The sequence below is a fragment of the Vibrio sp. 1580 genome (genome assembly GCF_033340055.1).
Window position 1 is genome coordinate 1 of sequence record NZ_JAWOVT010000020.1, and the last position, 19,471, is coordinate 19,471.

Here is a 19,471-nt window from a genome sequence, read left to right on the forward strand (position 1 = left end):
TTACCCAGATCGATACCAATAAGCGCAATGTTTTCCATGATGGTTCTCCGAATGAAAGCCTGTCCTCAGCATAGTACTGGGAAGGAGGGAGTGACCATCTCATTAAAAATCGTACGTTAAGGTTTTCCGGGCAGCCTTAGCGGCCGAAACTTCCCGTCCTCCAGCCTGCGGCTCTGCCGCCAGACATAATCGCCGGTCAGGTTGATGTGCTCCCACCCCAGCGGCGACAGGTATTGCAGCAGCTCGCTATCCACCGACTTCCCCGCTTCGCTCATCGCCTGGGTGGCGCGTTCCAAGTACACCGTGTTCCACAGCACGATGGCGGCCGTCACCAGGTTGAGACCGCTGGCCCGGTAGCGCTGCTGCTCGAAGCTCCGATCCCTGATTTCGCCGAGGCGGTTGAAGAACACCGCCCTGGCCAGGGAGTTGCGCGCCTCGCCCTTGTTCAGTCCGGCATGCACGCGGCGACGTAGCTCTACGCTTTGCAGCCAGTCGAGGATGAACAGTGTGCGCTCAATCCGGCCCAGTTCGCGCAAGGCCACGGCCAGACCGTTCTGGCGCGGGTAGCTGCCGAGCTTGCGCAGCATCAGCGAGGCAGTGACGGTGCCCTGCTTGATCGAGCTGGCCAGGCGCAGGATGTCGTCCCAGTGGGCGCGGACATGCTTGATGTTCAGGGTGCCGCCAACCATTGGGCGCAATGTCGGGTAGTCCTGGACGCTATTCGGAACATACAGCTTGGTTTCGCCGAGGTCGCGGATGCGCGGTGCGAAGCGGAAGCCCAGCAGGTGCATCAGGGCGAAGACGTGATCGGTGAAGCCAGCCGTGTCGGTGTAGTGCTCCTCAATCCGTAGGTCGGACTCGTGGTACAGCAAGCCGTCAAGCACATAGGTGGAATCGCGCACGCCGACATTCACCACGCGGGTGCTGAACGGTGCGTACTGGTCGGAAATATGGGTGTAGAACAGCCGCCCCGGCTCGCTGCCGTACTTCGGGTTGACGTGCCCGGTGCTTTCACCCCGACCGCCCGCCCGGAAGCGCTGGCCATCGGAAGAAGAGGTCGTTCCGTCGCCCCAGTGAGCGGCGAAGGTATGACGGTACTGGTGGTTGACCAGCTCGGCTAGGGCCGCCGAGTAGGTTTCGTCTCGGATGTGCCAGGCTTGCAGCCAGGATAGCTTGGCGTAGGTCAGGCCGGGGCTCGACTCGGCCATCTTGGTCAGCCCGAGGTTGATCGCATCGCCCAGGATCGCTGACAGCAGCAATGTCCGGTCTTTGGCCTCGGCACCGTCCTTCAGGTGGGTGAAGTGGCGGCTGAAGCCCGTCCAGTCGTCCACGTCCATCAGCAGTTCGGTGATCTTGATGCGCGGCAGCAACTGGCTGGTCTGGTCGATCAGCGCCTGCGCGGTATTGGGCACCGCGGAATCCAGTGGGGTGATCTTCAGCCCCGACTCGGTGAGGATGGCATCGGGCAGCTCGTTGTCCTTGGCCAGGCGGGTGACGGTGGCCAGCTGCTCGTCCAGCAGCTGCAAGCGCTCTTCCAGGTACTGGTTGCTGTTCGGGTTGATCGCCAGGGGCAGAGCCTGCGCATGCTTGAGCGCGGCGAACCTCTCTGCCGGCAGCAGGTAGTCGTCAAAGTCGCGGAACTGCCGCGAGCCCTTGACCCAGATGTCGCCGGATCGCAGCGCGTTCTTCAGCTCGGACAGGGCGCAGATTTCGTAAAAGCGCCGGTCGAGGCCTTCCGGGGTTATCACTAGCGGCTTCCAGCGCGGCTTGATGAAGGCGGTGGGCGCATCGGCCGGCACCTTGCGCAGGTTGTCGGCGTTCATCTCGCGCAGGGCCTGCACGGCCGCCAGCACGCCTTGCGCAGCCGGGGCGGCGCGCAGTTCCAGCACCTCCAACAAGGCCGGCGTATAGCGGCGCAGGGTGGCGAAGTTCTCGCCAACCAGGTGCAGATGGTCGAAGCCCTCCGGCCGGGCCAGCAGCTCGGCCTCGCTGACGCTCTCGGTGAACTCGTCCCAGGGAATCACCGCCTCGATGGCGGCGTAGGGATCGCTGCCGCTTTCCTTGGCCTCCAGCAGGGCCTGGCCGATCTTGGAGTACAGGCGCACCTTGTCGTTGATCGCCTTGCCTTGCTTCTGGAACTGCTGCTGATGCTTGTTCTTGGCGCTGCTAAACAGCTTGACCAGGATGCGGTCGTGCAGATCGACCAGCTCATCAATCACGGTCGCCGTACTCTCCAGCACCACGGCGGCCAGGGTCGCGTAGCGCCGCTGCGGCTCAAACTTACCGAGGTCTTTGGGCGTCATCTGCCCACCCTCGCGGGCCAGCTTGAGCAGGCGGTTCTGGTGGATGTGCCGGCCCAGAGCTTCGGGCAAATCCACCAGCTGAAATGTCTTCAGCCGCTCGATGTGTTCGAGCATGTGCCGGGAGTTCGGTTTTAGTGGGGCCTGCCGCAACCAGGTCAACCAGGTGATGCTGCTGCCGGCCTTGAGCTTCAACAGCTCGTCCAGCTTGGCCCGATGCGAGTCCGTGAGTGGTTCGACGAGGGCGCGGTAGACCCGGCGATTGGCCCGCGCAATGGCTTCCGAGCAGGCCCGGTCAATCACGCTCAGCGCCGGCAGGATGCGCCGCTTCTGCCGCAGACTCTCCAGCGCCTGGCCGGCCAGCAGCAAACCCTTATCGGTCTGCTGGGCCAACTCGGTCAGCTCGCGCACCAGGGCGCGGAAGTCGGACAGGCCGAACGGGGCCAGTTGTAGGTAGGTGCGCAGTTCCTGGGCGTGCTCGCGGCGAGTCACGTCGCGTTCGCCGTACTTCGCCCAGCTCGCCGGGTCGGCCTGAACTTGCTTGGCCACCCACTGGATGACCGGCTCGGGCAGCTCACTGTCAGTACCCAGTGCGTAGCCGGGGTAGCGCAGCAGGCAGAGCTGCACCGCAAAGCCCAGGCGGTTGGCGTCGCCGCGCCGCTGGCGGATCAGCGACAGGTCGGAGTCGTTGAAGGTGTAGTAGCGGATCAGGTCATCCTGGCTTTCTGGCAGCGCAAGCAAGGTGTCTCGCTCAGTGGCCGAGAGAATCGAGCGACGCGGCATGGTTCAGTCGTCCGTGCGAAGGTACTGGTAGAGGGTTTCACGGCTGATGCCGAACTCGCGGGCGAGCTGAGCCTTCGGCTCGCCCGCAGCGGCCCGCTGCCGCAACGTGATGGCTTGCTCGTCGGAGAGGGCTTTCTTGCGGCCCCGGTAGGCACCGCGCTGCTTGGCCAGGGCGATGCCCTCGCGCTGCCGCTCGCGGATCAGGGCGCGCTCGAACTCGGCAAAGGCACCCATGACCGACAACATGAGGTTGGCCATGGGAGAGTCCTCGCCGGTGAACACCAACCCCTCCTTCAAGAACTCGATGCGTACACCGCGCTTGGTCAGCTTTTGCACCAGACGGCGCAGATCGTCGAGGTTGCGCGCCAGGCGATCCATGCTGTGCACCACCACGGTATCGCCTTCGCGGACGAATCCGAGCATAGCCTCCAGTTGCGGGCGCTGGGTGTCCTTGCCTGAGGCCTTGTCGGTGAACAGCTTGCCGATCTCGACCTGCTCAAGTTGGCGTTCCGGGTTCTGGTCATAACTGCTGACTCGGACGTAACCGATGCGTTGTCCCTGCAAGATGCCTCCATAGGCTGGATGGGCGGTAGGGCTTACGTTGGTTTTTGGTTCCATTGCGCCCGAAGCCTTGAATTTGTCAGGCTGAAATCTATGACCTTGGCAAGCATGTGTCAAAGAATGTGAAAGCGGACTCTATTCTGACGGCGCGGTGCGGCCTTGCCTGACATCCAGTTAGGGTATGCCTCAGTCTGACAGTGATGAGTCGCAGGCGTTCGGATCGGCATCGGTTTCGCTCCCGGTCTTGGCGCGCGCCTGGAAGCGCTGATAGCACTCCAGCCCGCAGAAGTGCTCGACGTATTCCGCGCCTTCCGGGGTGAAGGCGGCATCGAGCGGGATTTCCTTGCAGCACACGCAGCAACTGGTGGCAGTCGGATCATTTGCATTCATGGTGGCACCCCTCCATTGACTGACGAAGACGGCGAATGCCGCCGCCGGCATCGGCTTGGCGAACAGGAAGCCTTGTCCTGTGTCGCAGTCCGCTTGTCGCAACAAATCAAGACTCGCCGATGTTTCCACGCCTTCGGCCACTACTTCCATGCCAAGCCCATGCGCAAGCTGAATCACGGTGCGCACGATGGTCTGGTCGCGGTGGTCGTTGGCGAGTCCGGCGACAAACGATTGGTCGATCTTGAGCGTGCTGATGGGGCAGCATTTCAGGTGTTGCAGGCAGGAATAGCCGGTGCCGAAGTCGTCGGCGGCGAAGCGCACACCGATCTGTCGCAAAGCTTCCAGGGCGGGGAAGATCGCCGGATCACCGAACGCAACCGATTCGGTCAGCTCAATTTCAAGATACGCGGCGGGCAACCCGGCATCGGCCAGCACGCCCTTTACCCACTTGTCGAAATCTGGCCCCACTTGGCTCGCCGAAACATTGACGGCCAGCCGGAACGGTTGCCATGCCAGCACCCGCCAGTCGCGCATTTGACGGCAGGCTGCGCCCAGCACCCATGCGCCGATTTCCGGCATCAGGCCGGACGATTCGATCACGGGCAGGAACTGGCCCGGCGGCAACAGTCCGAGCGTCGGATGACGCCAGCGCAACAGGGCTTCCGCGCCGACAATCTGCTCACTGCGCAAATCGACAATCGGCTGGTAGTGCAGCTCAAGCTGCCCGCGCTCGACCGCCTGCGCCAGTTGCGCCACTGTCCATTCAATTGGCTGGGAAGCGCTCATGATCGACCTCTGAAGGCCCGCAGCAGCCGCGTCACAGACAGGACAAACAAGCCGGTCAGCGTGAGGGCTGCAATACCCCAGTGCTCGCCGATGAACGCGCCGGCCGTCGTGCCGGCCAGCACAATGGCGAGAATCGGCAAATGACAGGGACAGGTGAGCACCGCCAGCGCACCCCACAGGTAGCCGGTGAACGGCTTGTGTGTCTCGGCCGGCATGCGCTCGGGGCTGTTCATGGCAAACTCTCCGCATGCTGTGCCGGCGCGGTCGGCATGGCGGCCAACTGCACTTCCAGATTGGCCAACGCTTCGCGCCGGCGTTCGACGAACTGACGCAGCACAGCAAGCTGCGCGGCAGTTTCATCGCAGTTCGCCGCATCCAGCGCCCGGCACAGCCGCGCCAATGCGCCGAGGCCGATGCCCGCCTCGAAGGCGGCCCGCACGAAGCACAGTCGCTGCAAGGCGGCGTCATCGAACAGGCCGTAGCCACCCGTGGTGCAGGCGACTGGCCGCAGCAATCCGCGCAGCAGGTAGTCGCGCACGATATGCACGCTCACCCCGGCATCAAGGGCCAGCCGGGACACCGTGTAGGCGTTCATCGAACACCTCCTTTTGGTCGGTTCACGGCAATGCATATACCGTTTCGCCGAGTTCAATCCGCGCGCTGCGAATCCGATGCCGGTGCCGTAGAACATTGGGTCGATATCCGATCACGGTGTCCTAGATGACATGGTCTGCAACAGATGTCGATTAAACTCCTGGCCCAAGCCGAAAGCCTCGTGGACACTGACGATCGCCAATCCTTCCAATCCTTGATGCTTGGAGGCCCAGTCTTCCGCCGTCGGGACAGATGCAAAGAAATGTACATGGCAACAGAAGGACTGACGAACGTCGGCTGCTTCCTGCGGCAATACCAAGGACACCGCCATGCCGGCAGGTTCGACAGCCTGTATCTCGCTGGGTGAAACCGTGAGTGAAACGGGTGCTCCGGTTGCAGCGCAATGCGATGAGACGCGAGCTGTACGGCCGATCAGCGCCGGAAATATCAAGGTGTCCAGCGCGCACCAGGCATACAGACGGCGGTCGTCAATTTCAAAGACATACGAAGTCTCGCGCAAGGTGAGGCCGTAGCCGATGATGTTCCCATCTTTGTCATATTCGGTACTGGTGGCCTGTTCGAGTACGGCGGCCACTCGCTCAGCGGGCCAGTCGAGAATCCCGGCAAGTGTCGTTCGTGAAACCGGACGCCCCTTGGCGAGTTCCCGCAGTAGCGGGACCAAGAGATCCGCAGTACCATTGGTACGATTGACCGAAGTGAGACGTTCTAAAATATATGGGGCGAGCTTCATGGTTCCATCTCCTTTCATCCTGCGCAGCAGGACAATTGTTTGACATCCTTGGTGAAGGTCTGCGCCGCGAGCTTCAGCCCCTCGACCATCGTCAGGTAGGGGAACAACTGGTCGGCCAGTTCCTGCACCGTCATGCGGTTGCGAATGGCGAGAACAGCCGTCTGGATCAATTCGCCGGCTTCCGGGGCGACGACCTGCACGCCGATGAGCCGTCCGCTACCTTCCTCGATGACCAGCTTGATAAAGCCGCGTGTGTCGAAGTTGGCAAGCGCACGCGGCACGTTGTCGAGCGTGAGCGTGCGACTGTCGGTTTCGATCCCGTCGTGATGCGCTTCCGCTTCGCTGTAGCCCACGGTTGCTACTTGCGGATCGGTGAACACCACGGCCGGCATCGCGGTTAGATTGATGGCAGCATCCCCTCCGGTCATGTTGATCGCGGCACGGGTGCCGGCCGCTGCCGCCACATAGACGAATTGTGGCTGGTCCGTGCAGTCGCCGGCCGCGTAAATGTGTGGCGTGCTGGTGCGCATGCCCTTGTCGATGACGATGGCACCCTGCGCATTGACGGTGACTCCCGCCGCGTCGAGTGCCAGGCTGCGCGTGTTCGGTGTCCGTCCGGTAGCGACCAGCAGCTTGTCGGCACGTACTTCACCGTGTCCCGTGGTCAGCACGAATTCGCCGTTCACATGCGCGACCTGGCTGGCTTGCGTGTGTTCCAGTACCTTGATCCCTTCGGCACGGAAGGCCGCTGTGACGGCCTCGCCGATGGACGGGTCGTCGCGGAAGAACAGCGTGTTGCGAGCTAGGATCGTGACCTGGCTGCCCAGCCGGGCGAAGGCTTGCGCCAGTTCCAGCGCGACCACCGACGAGCCGATCACGGCTAGGCGTTCGGGAATGGTGTCGCTGACCAAGGCCTCGGTCGAAGTCCAGTAGGGTGACTCTTTCAGGCCCGGAATCGGCGGCATGGCCGGACTGGCACCCGTGGCGACCAGGCAGCGGTCGAACATCACGACGCGCTCACCACCCTCGTTCAAACTAACGATAAGGCTCTGGTCGTCCTTGAAACGCGCTTCACCGTGCAGAACGGTGATGGCTGAATTGCCGTCCAGGATGCCTTCGTACTTGGCATGACGGAGTTCTTCGACACGGGCCTGCTGCTGGGCCAGCAGCCGCTCGCGCAAGATCGTCGGCGGTGTGGGTGGCATGCCGCCGTCGAATGGGCTTTCCCGGCGCAGATGGGCGATGTGGGCGGCGCGGATCATGATCTTGGACGGCACACAACCGACGTTGACGCAGGTGCCGCCGATGGTGCCGCGCTCAATCAGCGTGACCTGCGCGCCTTGCTCGACGGCCTTCAGTGCTGCCGCCATCGCGGCTCCACCGCTGCCGATCACGGCGACTTGCAACGGGCGCTCGCCGCCGCTGCCCTTGTCGGCGGCACCCATCCAGCCGCGCACCTTGTCGAACAGCCCAGTGCGGTTGTCGGTCGGCGGGGCATCGGCGAGCATCGCTTTGTAGCCCAGGCCAGCCACGGCGGCGGTCAGTGCGTCCGGCGCTGTGCCTGGATCAAGGGCGAGCTGGGCCGCGCCCTTGGCATAGGACACTATGGCAGATTGGACGCCGGGTACTTTTTCCAGCGCTTCCTTGACGTGCGCCGCGCACGAGTCGCAGGTCATGCCGGTGATTTTTAGATGGGTCATGCGACAGATCCTTTTTCGTTTGTGGTAGCAGACAAGGGCGTCAGATGTGCTGCGCTGCCGTTTTCAGTGCCTCACTTCTTGACGCTGGACGGATAGCCCGCGTCTTCGGTGGCCTTGGTCAGCTTCTGCACGCTGGTCTTGGCATCATCGAAGGTGACAACCGCTTCGCGTGTCTCGAAGGTCACGTTAACTTTGCTGACGCCTTCGACCTTGGAAATCGCCTTCTTAACGGTGATCGGACAAGCGGAGCAGGTCATGCCCGGTACGGACAGCGTGACGGTCTGGGTGGCGGCCCACACGGGGGCAACAACGGCAGCGATGGCGAGAGAGGCAAACAGTTTTTTCATGATGAACTCCTGTGATTAATAGAAAAATGGCATGACGTAGGGAAATCCGAGCGCGACCAGAACCAGCGCGGCCACGACCCAGAAAATGAGCTTGTAAGTAGCGCGCACTTGGGGAATCGCACACACATCCCCTGGTTTGCAGGCTTGCGCCGGTCGGTAGATGCGCCGCCAGGCGAAAAACAGCGCCACCAACGCCGCGCCGATGAAGATCGGGCGATAAGGTTCCAACACCGTCAAGTTGCCGATCCAAGCGCCGCTGAACCCCAGGGCGATCAGAACCAGCGGCCCCAGGCAGCAAGCCGAGGCGAGGATGGCGGCTAGCCCGCCAGTGAAGAGCGCCCCGCGCCCGTTTTGAGGTTCAGACATACGCTTGTCCTTTCAAATCTGGATTGGATAGCTTAAGCTTACTTCCGTACCAATGTACGGAGTCAAGCGATATGGAAAAAAATTTGGAGAATCTGACTATTGGCGTTTTCGCCAAGGCGGCCGGGGTCAACGTGGAAACAATCCGGTTCTATCAGCGCAAGGGCTTGTTGCCGGAGCCGGACAAGCCCTATGGCAGCATCCGCCGCTATGGCGAGGCGGATGTGACGCGGGTGCGCTTCGTGAAATCAGCCCAGCGGCTCGGATTCAGCCTCGACGAGATCGCAGAGCTGCTGAGGCTGGATGACGGCACCCACTGCGAGGAAGCCAGCAGCCTGGCCGAGCACAAGCTTCAGGACGTGCGCGAAAAAATGACCGACCTGGCGCGCATGGAAACCGTGCTATCCGAACTTGTGTTCGCCTGCCATGCGCGGCAAGGGAACGTTTCTTGCCCGCTGATTGCTTCGCTGCAAGGGGAGAAAGAGCCGCGTGGTGCCGACGCGGTGTAGCCGAGGGTAGTTACGCCTTAGCGTGCTTTATTTAATGAGATGGTCACTCCCTCCTTCCCGGTACTATGCTGAGGACAGGCTTTCATTCGGAGAACTATCATGGAAAACATTGCGCTCATTGGTATCGATCTGGGTAAAAACTCTTTCCATATTCATTGCCAGGATCGTCGCGGGAAGGCTGTTTACCGTAAAAAATTTACCCGGCCAAAGTTGATCGAATTTTTGGCGACATGCCCCGCTACAACCATCGCAATGGAAGCCTGTGGCGGTTCTCACTTTATGGCACGCAAGTTGGAAGAGTTGGGGCATTCCCCAAAGCTGATATCACCACAATTTGTCCGCCCGTTCGTTAAAAGCAATAAAAACGACTTTGTCGACGCCGAAGCTATTTGTGAAGCTGCATCGCGTCCGTCTATGCGTTTTGTGCAGCCCAGAACGGAATCTCAGCAGGCAATGCGGGCTCTGCATCGTGTCCGTGAATCCCTGGTTCAGGATAAGGTGAAAACAACCAATCAAATGCATGCTTTTCTGCTGGAATTTGGCATTAGCGTTCCCCGAGGAGCTGCCGTTATTAGCCGACTGAGTACCATTCTTGAGGATAATAGTTTGCCTCTTTACCTCAGCCAGTTATTGCTGAAATTACAACAGCATTATCACTATCTTGTTGAGCAGATTAAAGATCTGGAATCCCAGTTGAAACGAAAGTTGGACGAAGATGAGGTTGGACAGCGCTTGCTGAGCATTCCCTGCGTCGGAACACTGACAGCGAGTACTATTTCAACTGAGATTGGCGACGGGAAGCAGTACGCCAGCAGCCGTGACTTTGCGGCGGCAACAGGGCTTGTACCTCGGCAGTACAGCACGGGAGGTAGGACGACATTGCTGGGAATTAGTAAGCGAGGTAATAAAAAGATCCGAACTTTGTTGGTTCAGTGTGCCAGGGTATTCATACAAAAACTGGAACACCAGTCTGGCAAATTGGCCGATTGGGTCAGGGATTTACTGTGCCGGAAAAGCAACTTTGTCGTCACTTGTGCTCTGGCAAACAAGCTGGCCAGAATAGCCTGGGCCCTAACGGCACGACAGCAAACTTATGTAGCATAACGGCAGAAATACACCGGTTTAAAGAATTACTGATCTGGTTTTGCGAATACTGATATTGATGATACTAACGGCCCACCGGCCTGTTGAGGAACCTGTAAAACGGAAAGGCTCATTGAAGCCGTATATTTTCTGGAGGTTCATCAGGCGCGGAACTCATCGAGGCGCGGGAATAAAATCCCATTCAGACGCCGGATAGATTCAAGCAAGCCAACTTGTCGTCAAAATCGGTGTTGCAAAAACGGGAGTGACCATAGATTCCGTTTTCTGAGACGACCCCTTGTAGGATTGGCTGTATCTGGGGACACTATAACCGTCAAAGAAGCCGGTTTGGTGTTGGTCATTGGGGTTATCCTGTGGATCTATGGTATAATCTTAACCAAGGTCAGCAATTCCTAAGGGGGTCAAATGGACGCTTTCACATTAGGCATGTTGGGGTTGCTCATTTTTTTCACTGTCGTCACTGGCGGCAGTCTGTATCTCTACCATGAGAAACAGAAGGAAAAAAAGCATCACAACGCCTAAAGAGTAACTGCGACAATGAACGTAAAGGCCAGCAATAGCTGGCCTTTTTTTATACTTGCAGTTTGAGGTGTTACATGTCACGATAAGGTAAGTGTGACATGTAACGGAAAAGGTGATTTTTTGAAAGTATCCAATGAAGATGCTCAGGCTACGGCGATCTATCTCCTCAGAGCTGCTTCGCGCCCAGCTTTCTGGCGTGACGTCCCATTCGATAAGAAACTTGAAGCCGTGGACAGCCTGAACAGCATAGGGCGATCACCATCAGAACTCACTGAATGGATTAATAAATACCTGACAGCAGAGCAAATCAATAAACTCGGGACATCAATTAGGCAACGTCGCAGAAGGGGATATGGTGTTGGTAAAAGCATAACTATAAGCGATAAAGCCCACAGGATTTTGAAGCGGTTGTCAGAAGTCGATGGTTGCAGTTTGTCAGAAGTGATCGAGAAACGCCTAGCCCGAGCTTATAAAAATACATGGGACCATAAATAGAGTGACACTAGGGGTTGCATTTTTAAAACCCGTGATAGCATCTAAATGAACCCAAACGAATAGGGGGGCTGGCGGCGATGCCGACCATTATCCCGACAATGGAGAAATAGACCATGATGACATTGACTACCGTCTCGAAGAAAACTTCAAATAATTCAGCCCTTGTATTCTGGCGCGTTGGTACAAAACGGAAAGGCATCCTTGATGTCCATATTGATTTTGACCACGAAGAAGCGGATCTTTTGGCTGAGCTCGTAGCCATTCGCTATCTGGCGCTGGACAAACAGGTTTTTTGCAGAGAGCCAGGTGCTGGTGCTGGTTACAAGCTGGTGGTATCCAAAGGTGCAATCAAGAAGCTGGCGCTGGGCAAATCCACCAAGGCTTTTGCTTTCAAGTTTGCGGCTTGCCTCACTGGGCGTTTAAAGGGCGCTACTATTGAAGTCTCGCAGAGCATGGAGTTTATGGATGAGCCGGGAGAGGGCAACATTGAGCTCCTCGATGTGGACAAGCAAGCCTATACCCAGACCCATGACGAAATATCTACACCTGCCATTGGCCCCGTCCTGGTTACTCAACATGCCATCGATCAGTATCAGGCCCGGATAACCTCTGGAGACCCTAAAAAACCGTGGGCCTCACTTGTTGGCCGCCTCCAGCATCCAGAGTTACAGGTTCAGCCCTTTGACGAGAAAGTGGCTCGCCATAAAGCCAGAAAGTATGGCCGCGTAGATAACGTGGAAGTCTGGGGCCATAGAGATTCCAAGTTCAAGTACCTGATGGTGATCAACGACGACAACCAAAAACGTGTTCTTGTCACAGTGTTTGAGCGAAATGAGTAACCTGCTTCTCATTTGTTCTGAATACACAACCTCTCCAAATCACGTATTCATACCCTAAAAGGGCAATAACGCAGTCGTTGATAACGACTCTCCCACCTGAAAATAGCTCCAGCATAAAAACTGGAGCTGTAAATGAGATCGAGACCTTCCCTTTTACTGATGCGAAACCTGCGGTCATTGGCCGTTGTGGTGCTCGCAACTTTGCCATGCGTTGCTTTTGCACAATGGCGGGTTGTAGCCGTGAGCACCGAAGTAGACAAAATGCGCTTCAACACCATCATAGACGCGCATTCCTTCATGAAGAATTATCGCTCTGGTGAGGAGCAAGGGAAGGGAACGCCAGTTGGGGATGCGCTTTATCCGGTTGCCAGTTATGGTGATGGCCGTTATGTCTCCAGGATCTGTTTTAAGTATCTAGGTGCTACTGGCGATTATGACCCCACTACCTGCACTGGCGACCCAGCTACGGTCTACTGGCGCTCAACCTATGTTCTGCCGGGTGAGATGGATAAAACACCGTTCCTGGACAGGGATCTCGGCTTACCAACAACGACCATGTGTGTAGGGAACCCTATCCATCTTGGCACCGGCAACAAGTTCCAGGCTGAACTGGATTATCAAAGCGGAGGCTCCGACCCTTTCACATTCACCAGATACTACAATAGCCACCTTCCTGATGAAGAGCTCGGCGGCTGGCGGCATACCTACTCGCGGAGCGTCGAGGTCAACGCCTCGAAGTACGGTGAGAACATGGTTGTCCTGCACCGGCCAGAAGGGCAACAACTCGCGTTCTACAACTCGTCCTCTGTCTGGGTGCCAACATGGAAAACCGATGATACCTTGACGAAGGATGCTACCGGCTGGCGCTACACTCAATCTGACGGGGTAGTCGAGGCCTATGATGAAACCGGACGACTGACCGGCATCGAGAAGCCCAACGGCAATCACATCACCCTGAGCTATCTGAACGGAGAGCTATCCTCGATCACTGACGGCTTTGGCCGCACCATCCAGTTCCAGTATCAAGATGGCCGCATGGTCAGTGTCACCGATCCTGCTGGTGGCAGTATTCAGTACCAGTACAACAGCGCTGGCAAGCTGGCGGAAGTGATCTACCAGGACAATACGAGCCGCAGCTATCTCTACGATGACCCGAATGCACCGGGTTTGCTCTCTGGGCTGGTGGACGAGAACGGCAACCGTTTCGCCACATGGGGATATGATACTCAGGGGAGAGCGGTTCTAAGCGAACACGCCGGGGGCGCAGAGAAAACTCAGGTAAGCTACAACGCTGACGGAAGCGTCTCTGTCACCAATGCCCTCGGCCACGTTCAGCGATACACCTACAGTCGCCACAATGGGATGCTCAAGCCTGATGTGGTTGAGGGTGCGCCGTGTACCGGCTTTGTGGGCGGCAAGGAAACCTACGTCTACGACAGCAAAGGCCTCGTCTCCAGCATTACTGACCGCGCTGGGCAGAAGCGCACGTTCACCCATAACGACCGGGGATTGGAAACCACCCAGATAGACCAGGACGGGGGTAAGGTTACGACCGACTGGCTTCCTTCCAAGTCGCTCCCGGCAAAAATCACAGAACCAACCAGGATCACTGAGCTCACCTACGACACTCATCTCCGGGTGATAAGCCGCAAGGTCACTGATCGCAGCTCGGGCGCTTCCCGGACATGGACCTACACCTATGCCCCTGTTGGTACAGGAAAGCCGAGCCTGTTGGCCTCGGTTGATGGTCCGCGCACCGACGTCAGCGATGTTACGACATTTGACTACGATGACCAGGGCAACCTGATCCGGACAACGAACGCGCTGGGGCAGGTGACGCAGTTTGGTGACTACGACGCGAACGGTCGCGCCGGGACCATTCAGGGTGTCAATGGTGTAACCCAAACCCTCACCTATGACGCCAGAGGAAGACTTGTCAGCTCCACTGGGCCAGAAGGAACCACGGTCTACAACTATGATGCTGTGGGCCTCCTGAGTTCGCTGACCAAGCCAAATGGTGCAACCGTCAGCTATGAGTACGACGCTGCACATCGGCTGGTGGCGGAAACAGATGCACAGGGCAACCGGCGCGAGCTTGAGCTCAATGACCTCGGGAACCCAGTAGAAGAGCGACTGCTCGATGCGCTGGGCCAGACCCGTTGGATAGAGCGCCGGATCTTCAACGAAATCGGCTGGCTCTCCAGTGTCTCCGACGCCTATAGCAATCAGTCATCGTTTTCCTACGATGTGGTGGCAAACCTGATACAGGAGACCAGTCCCTCTGGTAACACACACTCCTACAAGTACGACGGCTTCCATCACCGGACACAAACGACCGATCCCCTCGGGAAGGTCACGCAGGTGCTCTACAAGGATACCGGCGATGTTTACCGTGTCTCCGACCCTCGTTCGCGCCTGACCTACTACAGCTACAACGGCTTTGGCGAAGTGACCCAGGTCCGGAGCCCGGACACCGGCACCACCGACATTACCTATGACGAAGCCGGTAACGTGGCAACGCGCAAAACGGCCAAGGGGCAAACCACAAGCTACAGCTATGACGCGCTGAACCGGATCATCGAAACCTCCAGCGATGTCGCTGGCGAATCGCCAATTCTGTACGGGTACGACGAAGCAACCTCACCATACGGCATAGGCCGCTTGACCTCAGTCGATGATGGCAACGGTGTCCGGAGATTTGGCTACACCCCCGAAGGATGGCTGGCTTACGAAACCTGGGAAACCCACGGGCAGAGCCTGACTACCCAGTACCAATACGATGGTGCAGGCCTCGTCACGAAGATCACGTATCCCAGTGGCCGTGAGGTCTCCTACACCCGTGACTCAGCCGGTGACGTCATCGAGGTGACAACGACACAAGCAGGCACCACAACAAACCTGGCAAGCCAGATTGAGCGAGCGCCCTTTGGCCCCGTCACCAGTATGGTCAGAGGGAACGGCATTTCAGAAAGCCGCACTCTGGATCTCGATTACCGTGTCACCGGCATCGACGCTGCTAGGGTGCATTCGCTGGTCTATCGGTACACGCCAGACTCGTTGATTTCAGCCATAGACGACAATCTCAGCTCATCAGTCAATCAGTCACTCGGTTATGACGCGGTTGGCCGCATCACCTCTGCTGAGGGGATCTATGGCGTTTTGGGCTATGGCTATGACGCCACCGGCAACAGGACCTCGATCACGACCGATGGCCTGAGCCAAAGCTACACCATCAACTACATGAACAACTGGTTGGTGAAGGCCGGGCAAACCTCCAGAAGCTATGACGCCAATGGCAACCTGACGAAGCAGGGGGCGGATACCTTCACCTATGACAGCCAGAACCGGCTGGTGGCCGCAACGGTCGCGGGAGTGACTGTAAGCTACACATACAACCATCTGGATCAGCGTGTAACCAAGACCCTAAACGGGCATACCCGGCTGCTGGTTTACGACCTGGCAGGAAACCTCATCGAGGAGCTGGACGCGGCCACTGGAGACGTGCTGGCGGAGTACATCTGGCTCGATGGGACACCCTTGGGCTTTGTTCAGTCAGGACAGACCTACCAAGTCCACGTCGATCACCTGGGCACCCCGAAGGCACTGACCGACGTCAGCGGCCAAGTCGTTTGGAAGGCGAGCTACAGCCCGTTCGGTAAGGCCAGCATCATCATCCAGGGGCCAACCTTCAACCTGCGATTCCCAGGACAGTATTACGACGCGGAGACCGGGTTCCACTACAACTGGCGGCGTTACTACGACCCAGCGACCGGGCGGTACATTACCAGCGACCCTCTTGGCCTGATCGATGGAGTAAACACCTACGGGTATGTGCATGGAAACCCTATGTCCAATACCGACCCGACGGGTGAATTTGCGTTTGTTGGTGCAGGTATTGGAGCTGGGTTGGAGCTACTTAGCCAACTAATCGAAAATAATGGGAGTTGGAAATGTGTTAGTTGGTCAAAAGTTGGAATCGCCGGAGCGATTGGGGCTATAGGTGGCGGCTGGGCGTCAGGAGTTTTCAGACATGCCAGCTCCGGTAAATCGTGGTTCAAATTAAGCCAAAAATGGAGCAATGTCTCACCCAGAGTAAGGAAAGTTCAAGGGGTTCCACGAGGTAATGAGCTTCACCATTGGGCTATTCAGAGAAATGGCAAGTTTGGCAAATATGTTCCTGACTCAATAAAAAACCATCCTTGGAACTTGAAGTCCATTCCAAGAGATATTCACCAAAACATTCACGGCAATGGACCTACCCCATATAGCGCATTTGGTCGTTGGTGGCACGGGACGCCTGAATGGGCAAAAGTAGCTCAAGCCTCTCCTGTTAGTGGTGGTTTAGCTGATTCAATAAATGATGAGGGATGCGGTTGTGCAAATTGAATTTCCAGCGCTGCTTGTGAGCAGCAAGAAAAGGTCGCTCTTCGTAGTGGCATCAGAATCCGAGTTCGGGAAATGTACTATTCAGTCTTTGAGGAACGGTTATTTTGAGCTGATGGACATTTATGATTCGGAAGGTCGTCACTACAAAATAGACGAGGTTGCGAGCTACAAGCCGCTAAGTCCATTCTGGTACTGGCCTGTAGAAATTGTGATGTATGGTTCTCGACTGTTTAAGGCTAATTTCAATGCTGTTCTTATCTCTAATCTGGATTGCAAGGAGTTAAAATCTGAACTTTGTGATTTGGCTAAAAAGTACAGAAGTAATTTGGATTCCGGCGTCGGAATTGAAAAGATTATGGAGGAAATGGAGTCTGCCAGAACAATTAAAGAATTGATAAAGGTTTTTGGCTAGTTATTCATTGAATACGCTGGTGTTAGTCTAGCTAACCGACGCCAGCGGCCAAGTGTTTGGAAGGCGAGCCATCATAGAGTCAGTAGAGAGAGATACTTTTGGAAATCAATAGTATTATGATTGGTACAAATGAGTTGTAGCTCCATATTTTAAAGGGGGATTTCAGAGAAATGAAGAATAAGAAGGTAATAACTTTGATAATGGCCGCAGCCGCATCATGCTCGTCAGTCTACGCCGCGACATTACCGACCAGTGAGGTAGACGCATACATACTTGCGATGAACACCATGTCACCTATCACTGCAAAGTACACCATCTAGTACAAGCAAGCGGTTGAGCAGAAATGCAATACAGCCCTGAGCGTTGAGCAGCTCAACTCAAAGGCATTCACCAATGTTGTCCAGGCAATGGTGAGTAGTGAGACCGTCGATAGAATGGGGCTTGATGCTGCTGGTGGATCACTCCAGGATACCCTGTCTGTGATCGGCAAGAACGTCACATGCAGTGACCTGAACGCGCCATTTAAAGCACTCTTGGATGATAAGGACTTCACCAGAAAGCATCAGCACCTATCGAAGGTGCTGCATACTTGGAATGAAGTTGTTTCTCAAAGCAAACCCTGAGTAACAAAAAGGAGCCTAACTGGCTCCTTTTTTAATGGGGATGATGTTACGTTCGTGGACGTTATTTTCACTCGGGATATGTAACGTTGAAAAAGGCGTACCGACAAGAGAGTGGTCACATAGCTCTCCATAATAGATGAGCGACAAAATCTCTTGCTCGTTGATTTTTCCCACCTTAAAAAGGTAATTGATTATTGCTGTATCCAGTAGGTCGTGACACCCATTAAGCAGATCCACGATATTGGCCGCAGCTTCATTTTCCTCTCCGTCATCTCGACCGGCTAATACTGATTCAACCCAAGCCTCAAGGCTCGGATGTCCCTCAGCGAGCTCTATTTGACGGCACTCGTTCTCGATCAACCCTGTGATTGCTTCGTTGAGCGTTCCGCCATAAGTCGGCATGTTGAGAACAACTCCAAATCCGGGGATTTCTTTTTGGATTGGCTTCGCATCCTTGGGAGCTGATTTCAGCCACAGGAAAAACCAGATCCCAGAGCTTATGTCTTCCGGCTTGACCTGGTTGGCCGCAAGGAATTTGGAAACCTCGTTACAGATGATGCCATCTGGCGCTGCCATCTCGTAAATACCCGCCATCAGATCTTCAAGGCTCTTATACATATTATCTCTCGCACCTGTACATGATGTTTTCACTATCGTTGTTAAGCGTTTTTTCAGCAAGTATGTTCCAGCGAGACATCTTATACCATTCCATCTAAATCTGTAAAATTACCGTATTACCGTATTACCGTAATTATGATAATTACGGTAAATAAATTTAAGTTCTTCTTGCTGTTGTTCTACTTATTAAAATGTATCTTTGAAAAAGTAGAGTTTTTGGAATAGGATAGGTGGTGCTGAATGCCCACTTTTTACAAGGAGCGCGACCAGTGATTTTTGATGTAAGAGCGACCTTTGAAGTGGCACTCCAGACGGACACCCACCTGGTACTTATCGATCTGGATCAGGGAGCATCAGTTACGAACGATGCTGATGCAGTGATCGCCTGGTTGGCCGCAAACCTCGAAGGTGGAATTGGAAAACGTAAGGTGTACTACCGGGACACCGATGGACGCTTTGATGAGCTCAAGGTTAATGCCGGTGCTTTTGCCGGATTTGCACCTTGTAGCGAAGGCCAGCAGACCACCTTGGCTGGGATGCTCGGCCAGTAACTTTGTGTGGAGAACTCGATGTTAAACAAAAACAAATTTGAGAAAGTTTTAAAGAGAATCCTCGATAAGAACTTTGAGCGCTGCTCTATTTGCAGGAAACCATTCCCTGGACCGTGCCATACTTTTGCTGGTTTGGATTCGGACAATAAAGTTCAGAACGTAGGTTCTTGCTGTCGGACCAGTATTGTGGACTTGCGGCATGGAGGTGTGTATACGACCGCTCCTGTAGATACTCAAGAGGGGCAAAGTCAGGCGCGTGAGCTACTCGCAACACATCCTTGTAAGGGGATGATGGGACATGCTTAGCAAAAAAGTCTTTTTCATTAGTCAAGCGGAGGCCGAAAGACTGGAGCCGGTTCCCGGTGCGGCCATGATCTCCATAACTGACCCAGACAAGTCCCCTGCCGCTCTCGGACAGTGGGGGCAGTTGTACCGCGATAGCTTCTATGACGGCGGCTATTCTGAGAACACCATCCACACGATGAAGGCAGCGTTCCGGATGAATTACGCCTCTTACATTGACTCATCCCAGGCTGAAAAGCTGTCCACCTTCCTGGATGGATTGGTTGGTAGCGGTATCGATCAGATCTTCGTTCATTGCTATTACGGAGAATCCAGAAGTGGCGCGGTAGCGCTGTACCTCCAGAACAAACATGGATTCACTCCGAATAAGCCGATCACCAAGCCCAACCGAACAGTTTACGAATTGCTGTGCAATCCAACCAAGTTTGAACCACTGATGCAAAGCTACGAAACGCAACATATGGAGGAGGAACTACCTCTTCACCTCAAAATATGGGATTTTCTTCTCGTTGCGGTCGGGCTTAGGAGGTAACT

Annotated in this window: 20 protein-coding genes; 10 read left to right on the plus strand and 10 right to left on the minus strand. The window is 56.0% G+C overall.

Annotated elements, in window-relative coordinates; genetic code table 11:
- Positions 1 to 116: 116 nt before the first annotated feature.
- The 9 genes from R7093_RS21765 to R7093_RS21810 form a co-directional block, all read right to left on the minus strand.
- Positions 117 to 3,083 carry a Tn3 family transposase gene (locus tag R7093_RS21765; RefSeq protein ID WP_034064681.1) on the minus strand — a complete coding sequence of 989 codons (2,967 nt, stop codon included), beginning with the start codon at positions 3,081 to 3,083 and terminating at the stop codon, positions 117 to 119.
- 3 nt (positions 3,084 to 3,086) lie between these two features.
- The gene (locus tag R7093_RS21770) at positions 3,087 to 3,647 is read right to left on the minus strand and encodes a recombinase family protein (protein WP_034064682.1); all 561 of its coding nucleotides are present in this window, start codon (positions 3,645 to 3,647) and stop codon (positions 3,087 to 3,089) included.
- 183 nt (positions 3,648 to 3,830) lie between these two features.
- A complete protein-coding gene (locus R7093_RS21780; protein WP_001276635.1) occupies positions 3,831 to 4,820 on the minus strand; it encodes a DUF3330 domain-containing protein in 990 nt (329 codons plus the stop codon).
- Complete coding sequence (gene merE, locus R7093_RS21785) at positions 4,817 to 5,053, minus strand: broad-spectrum mercury transporter MerE (protein WP_001087810.1); 237 nt, start codon at positions 5,051 to 5,053, stop codon at positions 4,817 to 4,819. The genes R7093_RS21780 and merE overlap by 4 nt, the downstream gene beginning before the upstream one ends.
- Positions 5,050 to 5,415: a mercury resistance co-regulator MerD gene (gene merD, locus R7093_RS21790; RefSeq protein WP_000995361.1), complete on the minus strand. Its 366-nt coding sequence runs from the start codon at positions 5,413 to 5,415 to the stop codon at positions 5,050 to 5,052. Before merD ends, merE begins: the two co-directional genes overlap by 4 nt.
- A 111-nt stretch (positions 5,416 to 5,526) precedes the next feature.
- Positions 5,527 to 6,165, minus strand: coding sequence for an organomercurial lyase MerB (gene merB / locus R7093_RS21795; protein WP_000761850.1), 639 nt, complete (start codon positions 6,163 to 6,165; stop codon positions 5,527 to 5,529).
- A 14-nt stretch (positions 6,166 to 6,179) separates the two neighbouring features.
- Positions 6,180 to 7,865, minus strand: a complete 1,686-nt coding sequence (merA, locus tag R7093_RS21800; RefSeq protein ID WP_000149288.1) for a mercury(II) reductase — start codon at positions 7,863 to 7,865, stop codon at positions 6,180 to 6,182.
- A gap of 71 nt (positions 7,866 to 7,936) precedes the next feature.
- Positions 7,937 to 8,212 carry a mercury resistance system periplasmic binding protein MerP gene (gene merP / locus R7093_RS21805; protein WP_000732290.1) on the minus strand — a complete coding sequence of 92 codons (276 nt, stop codon included), beginning with the start codon at positions 8,210 to 8,212 and terminating at the stop codon, positions 7,937 to 7,939.
- Positions 8,213 to 8,227: 15 nt separating this feature from the next.
- A complete protein-coding gene (locus R7093_RS21810; RefSeq protein ID WP_001294666.1) occupies positions 8,228 to 8,578 on the minus strand; it encodes a mercuric transport protein MerT in 351 nt (116 codons plus the stop codon).
- A gap of 71 nt (positions 8,579 to 8,649) precedes the next feature.
- On the opposite strand from R7093_RS21810, the gene R7093_RS21815 reads away from it, so the two are divergent.
- From R7093_RS21815 to R7093_RS28680, 8 genes are all read left to right on the plus strand, one after another.
- The gene (locus tag R7093_RS21815; RefSeq protein ID WP_000414383.1) at positions 8,650 to 9,084 is read left to right on the plus strand and encodes a mercury resistance transcriptional regulator MerR; all 435 of its coding nucleotides are present in this window, start codon (positions 8,650 to 8,652) and stop codon (positions 9,082 to 9,084) included.
- A gap of 99 nt (positions 9,085 to 9,183) precedes the next feature.
- A complete protein-coding gene (locus tag R7093_RS21820) occupies positions 9,184 to 10,188 on the plus strand; it encodes an IS110-like element IS4321 family transposase (RefSeq protein ID WP_000427623.1) in 1,005 nt (334 codons plus the stop codon).
- A 642-nt stretch (positions 10,189 to 10,830) separates the two neighbouring features.
- On the plus strand, positions 10,831 to 11,205 hold the full coding sequence (locus tag R7093_RS21835; protein ID WP_000868820.1) for a hypothetical protein: 375 nt from the start codon (positions 10,831 to 10,833) through the stop codon (positions 11,203 to 11,205).
- Between the two features lie 113 nt (positions 11,206 to 11,318).
- Positions 11,319 to 12,044, plus strand: a complete 726-nt coding sequence (locus R7093_RS21840) for a hypothetical protein (protein ID WP_000988731.1) — start codon at positions 11,319 to 11,321, stop codon at positions 12,042 to 12,044.
- Positions 12,045 to 12,176: 132 nt separating this feature from the next.
- Positions 12,177 to 16,430: an RHS repeat-associated core domain-containing protein gene (locus R7093_RS21845; protein ID WP_001257735.1), complete on the plus strand. Its 4,254-nt coding sequence runs from the start codon at positions 12,177 to 12,179 to the stop codon at positions 16,428 to 16,430.
- Positions 16,420 to 16,842: a hypothetical protein gene (locus R7093_RS21850; protein WP_001165345.1), complete on the plus strand. Its 423-nt coding sequence runs from the start codon at positions 16,420 to 16,422 to the stop codon at positions 16,840 to 16,842. The genes R7093_RS21845 and R7093_RS21850 overlap by 11 nt, the downstream gene beginning before the upstream one ends.
- A 170-nt stretch (positions 16,843 to 17,012) precedes the next feature.
- Positions 17,013 to 17,162, plus strand: coding sequence for a hypothetical protein (locus tag R7093_RS28675; protein ID WP_001326395.1), 150 nt, complete (start codon positions 17,013 to 17,015; stop codon positions 17,160 to 17,162).
- Between the two features lie 87 nt (positions 17,163 to 17,249).
- A complete protein-coding gene (locus R7093_RS28680; protein WP_000254804.1) occupies positions 17,250 to 17,465 on the plus strand; it encodes a hypothetical protein in 216 nt (71 codons plus the stop codon).
- A gap of 15 nt (positions 17,466 to 17,480) precedes the next feature.
- Here R7093_RS28680 and R7093_RS21860 read toward each other — a convergent pair whose 3' ends face one another.
- A complete protein-coding gene (locus R7093_RS21860) occupies positions 17,481 to 18,143 on the minus strand; it encodes a hypothetical protein (protein WP_015063586.1) in 663 nt (220 codons plus the stop codon).
- 209 nt (positions 18,144 to 18,352) lie between these two features.
- On the opposite strand from R7093_RS21860, the gene R7093_RS21865 reads away from it, so the two are divergent.
- Both R7093_RS21865 and R7093_RS21870 read left to right on the plus strand, forming a co-directional pair.
- Positions 18,353 to 18,634, plus strand: a complete 282-nt coding sequence (locus R7093_RS21865; protein WP_000575657.1) for a hypothetical protein — start codon at positions 18,353 to 18,355, stop codon at positions 18,632 to 18,634.
- 298 nt (positions 18,635 to 18,932) lie between these two features.
- Positions 18,933 to 19,469 carry a hypothetical protein gene (locus R7093_RS21870; protein ID WP_000949433.1) on the plus strand — a complete coding sequence of 179 codons (537 nt, stop codon included), beginning with the start codon at positions 18,933 to 18,935 and terminating at the stop codon, positions 19,467 to 19,469.
- Positions 19,470 to 19,471: the final 2 nt, after the last annotated feature.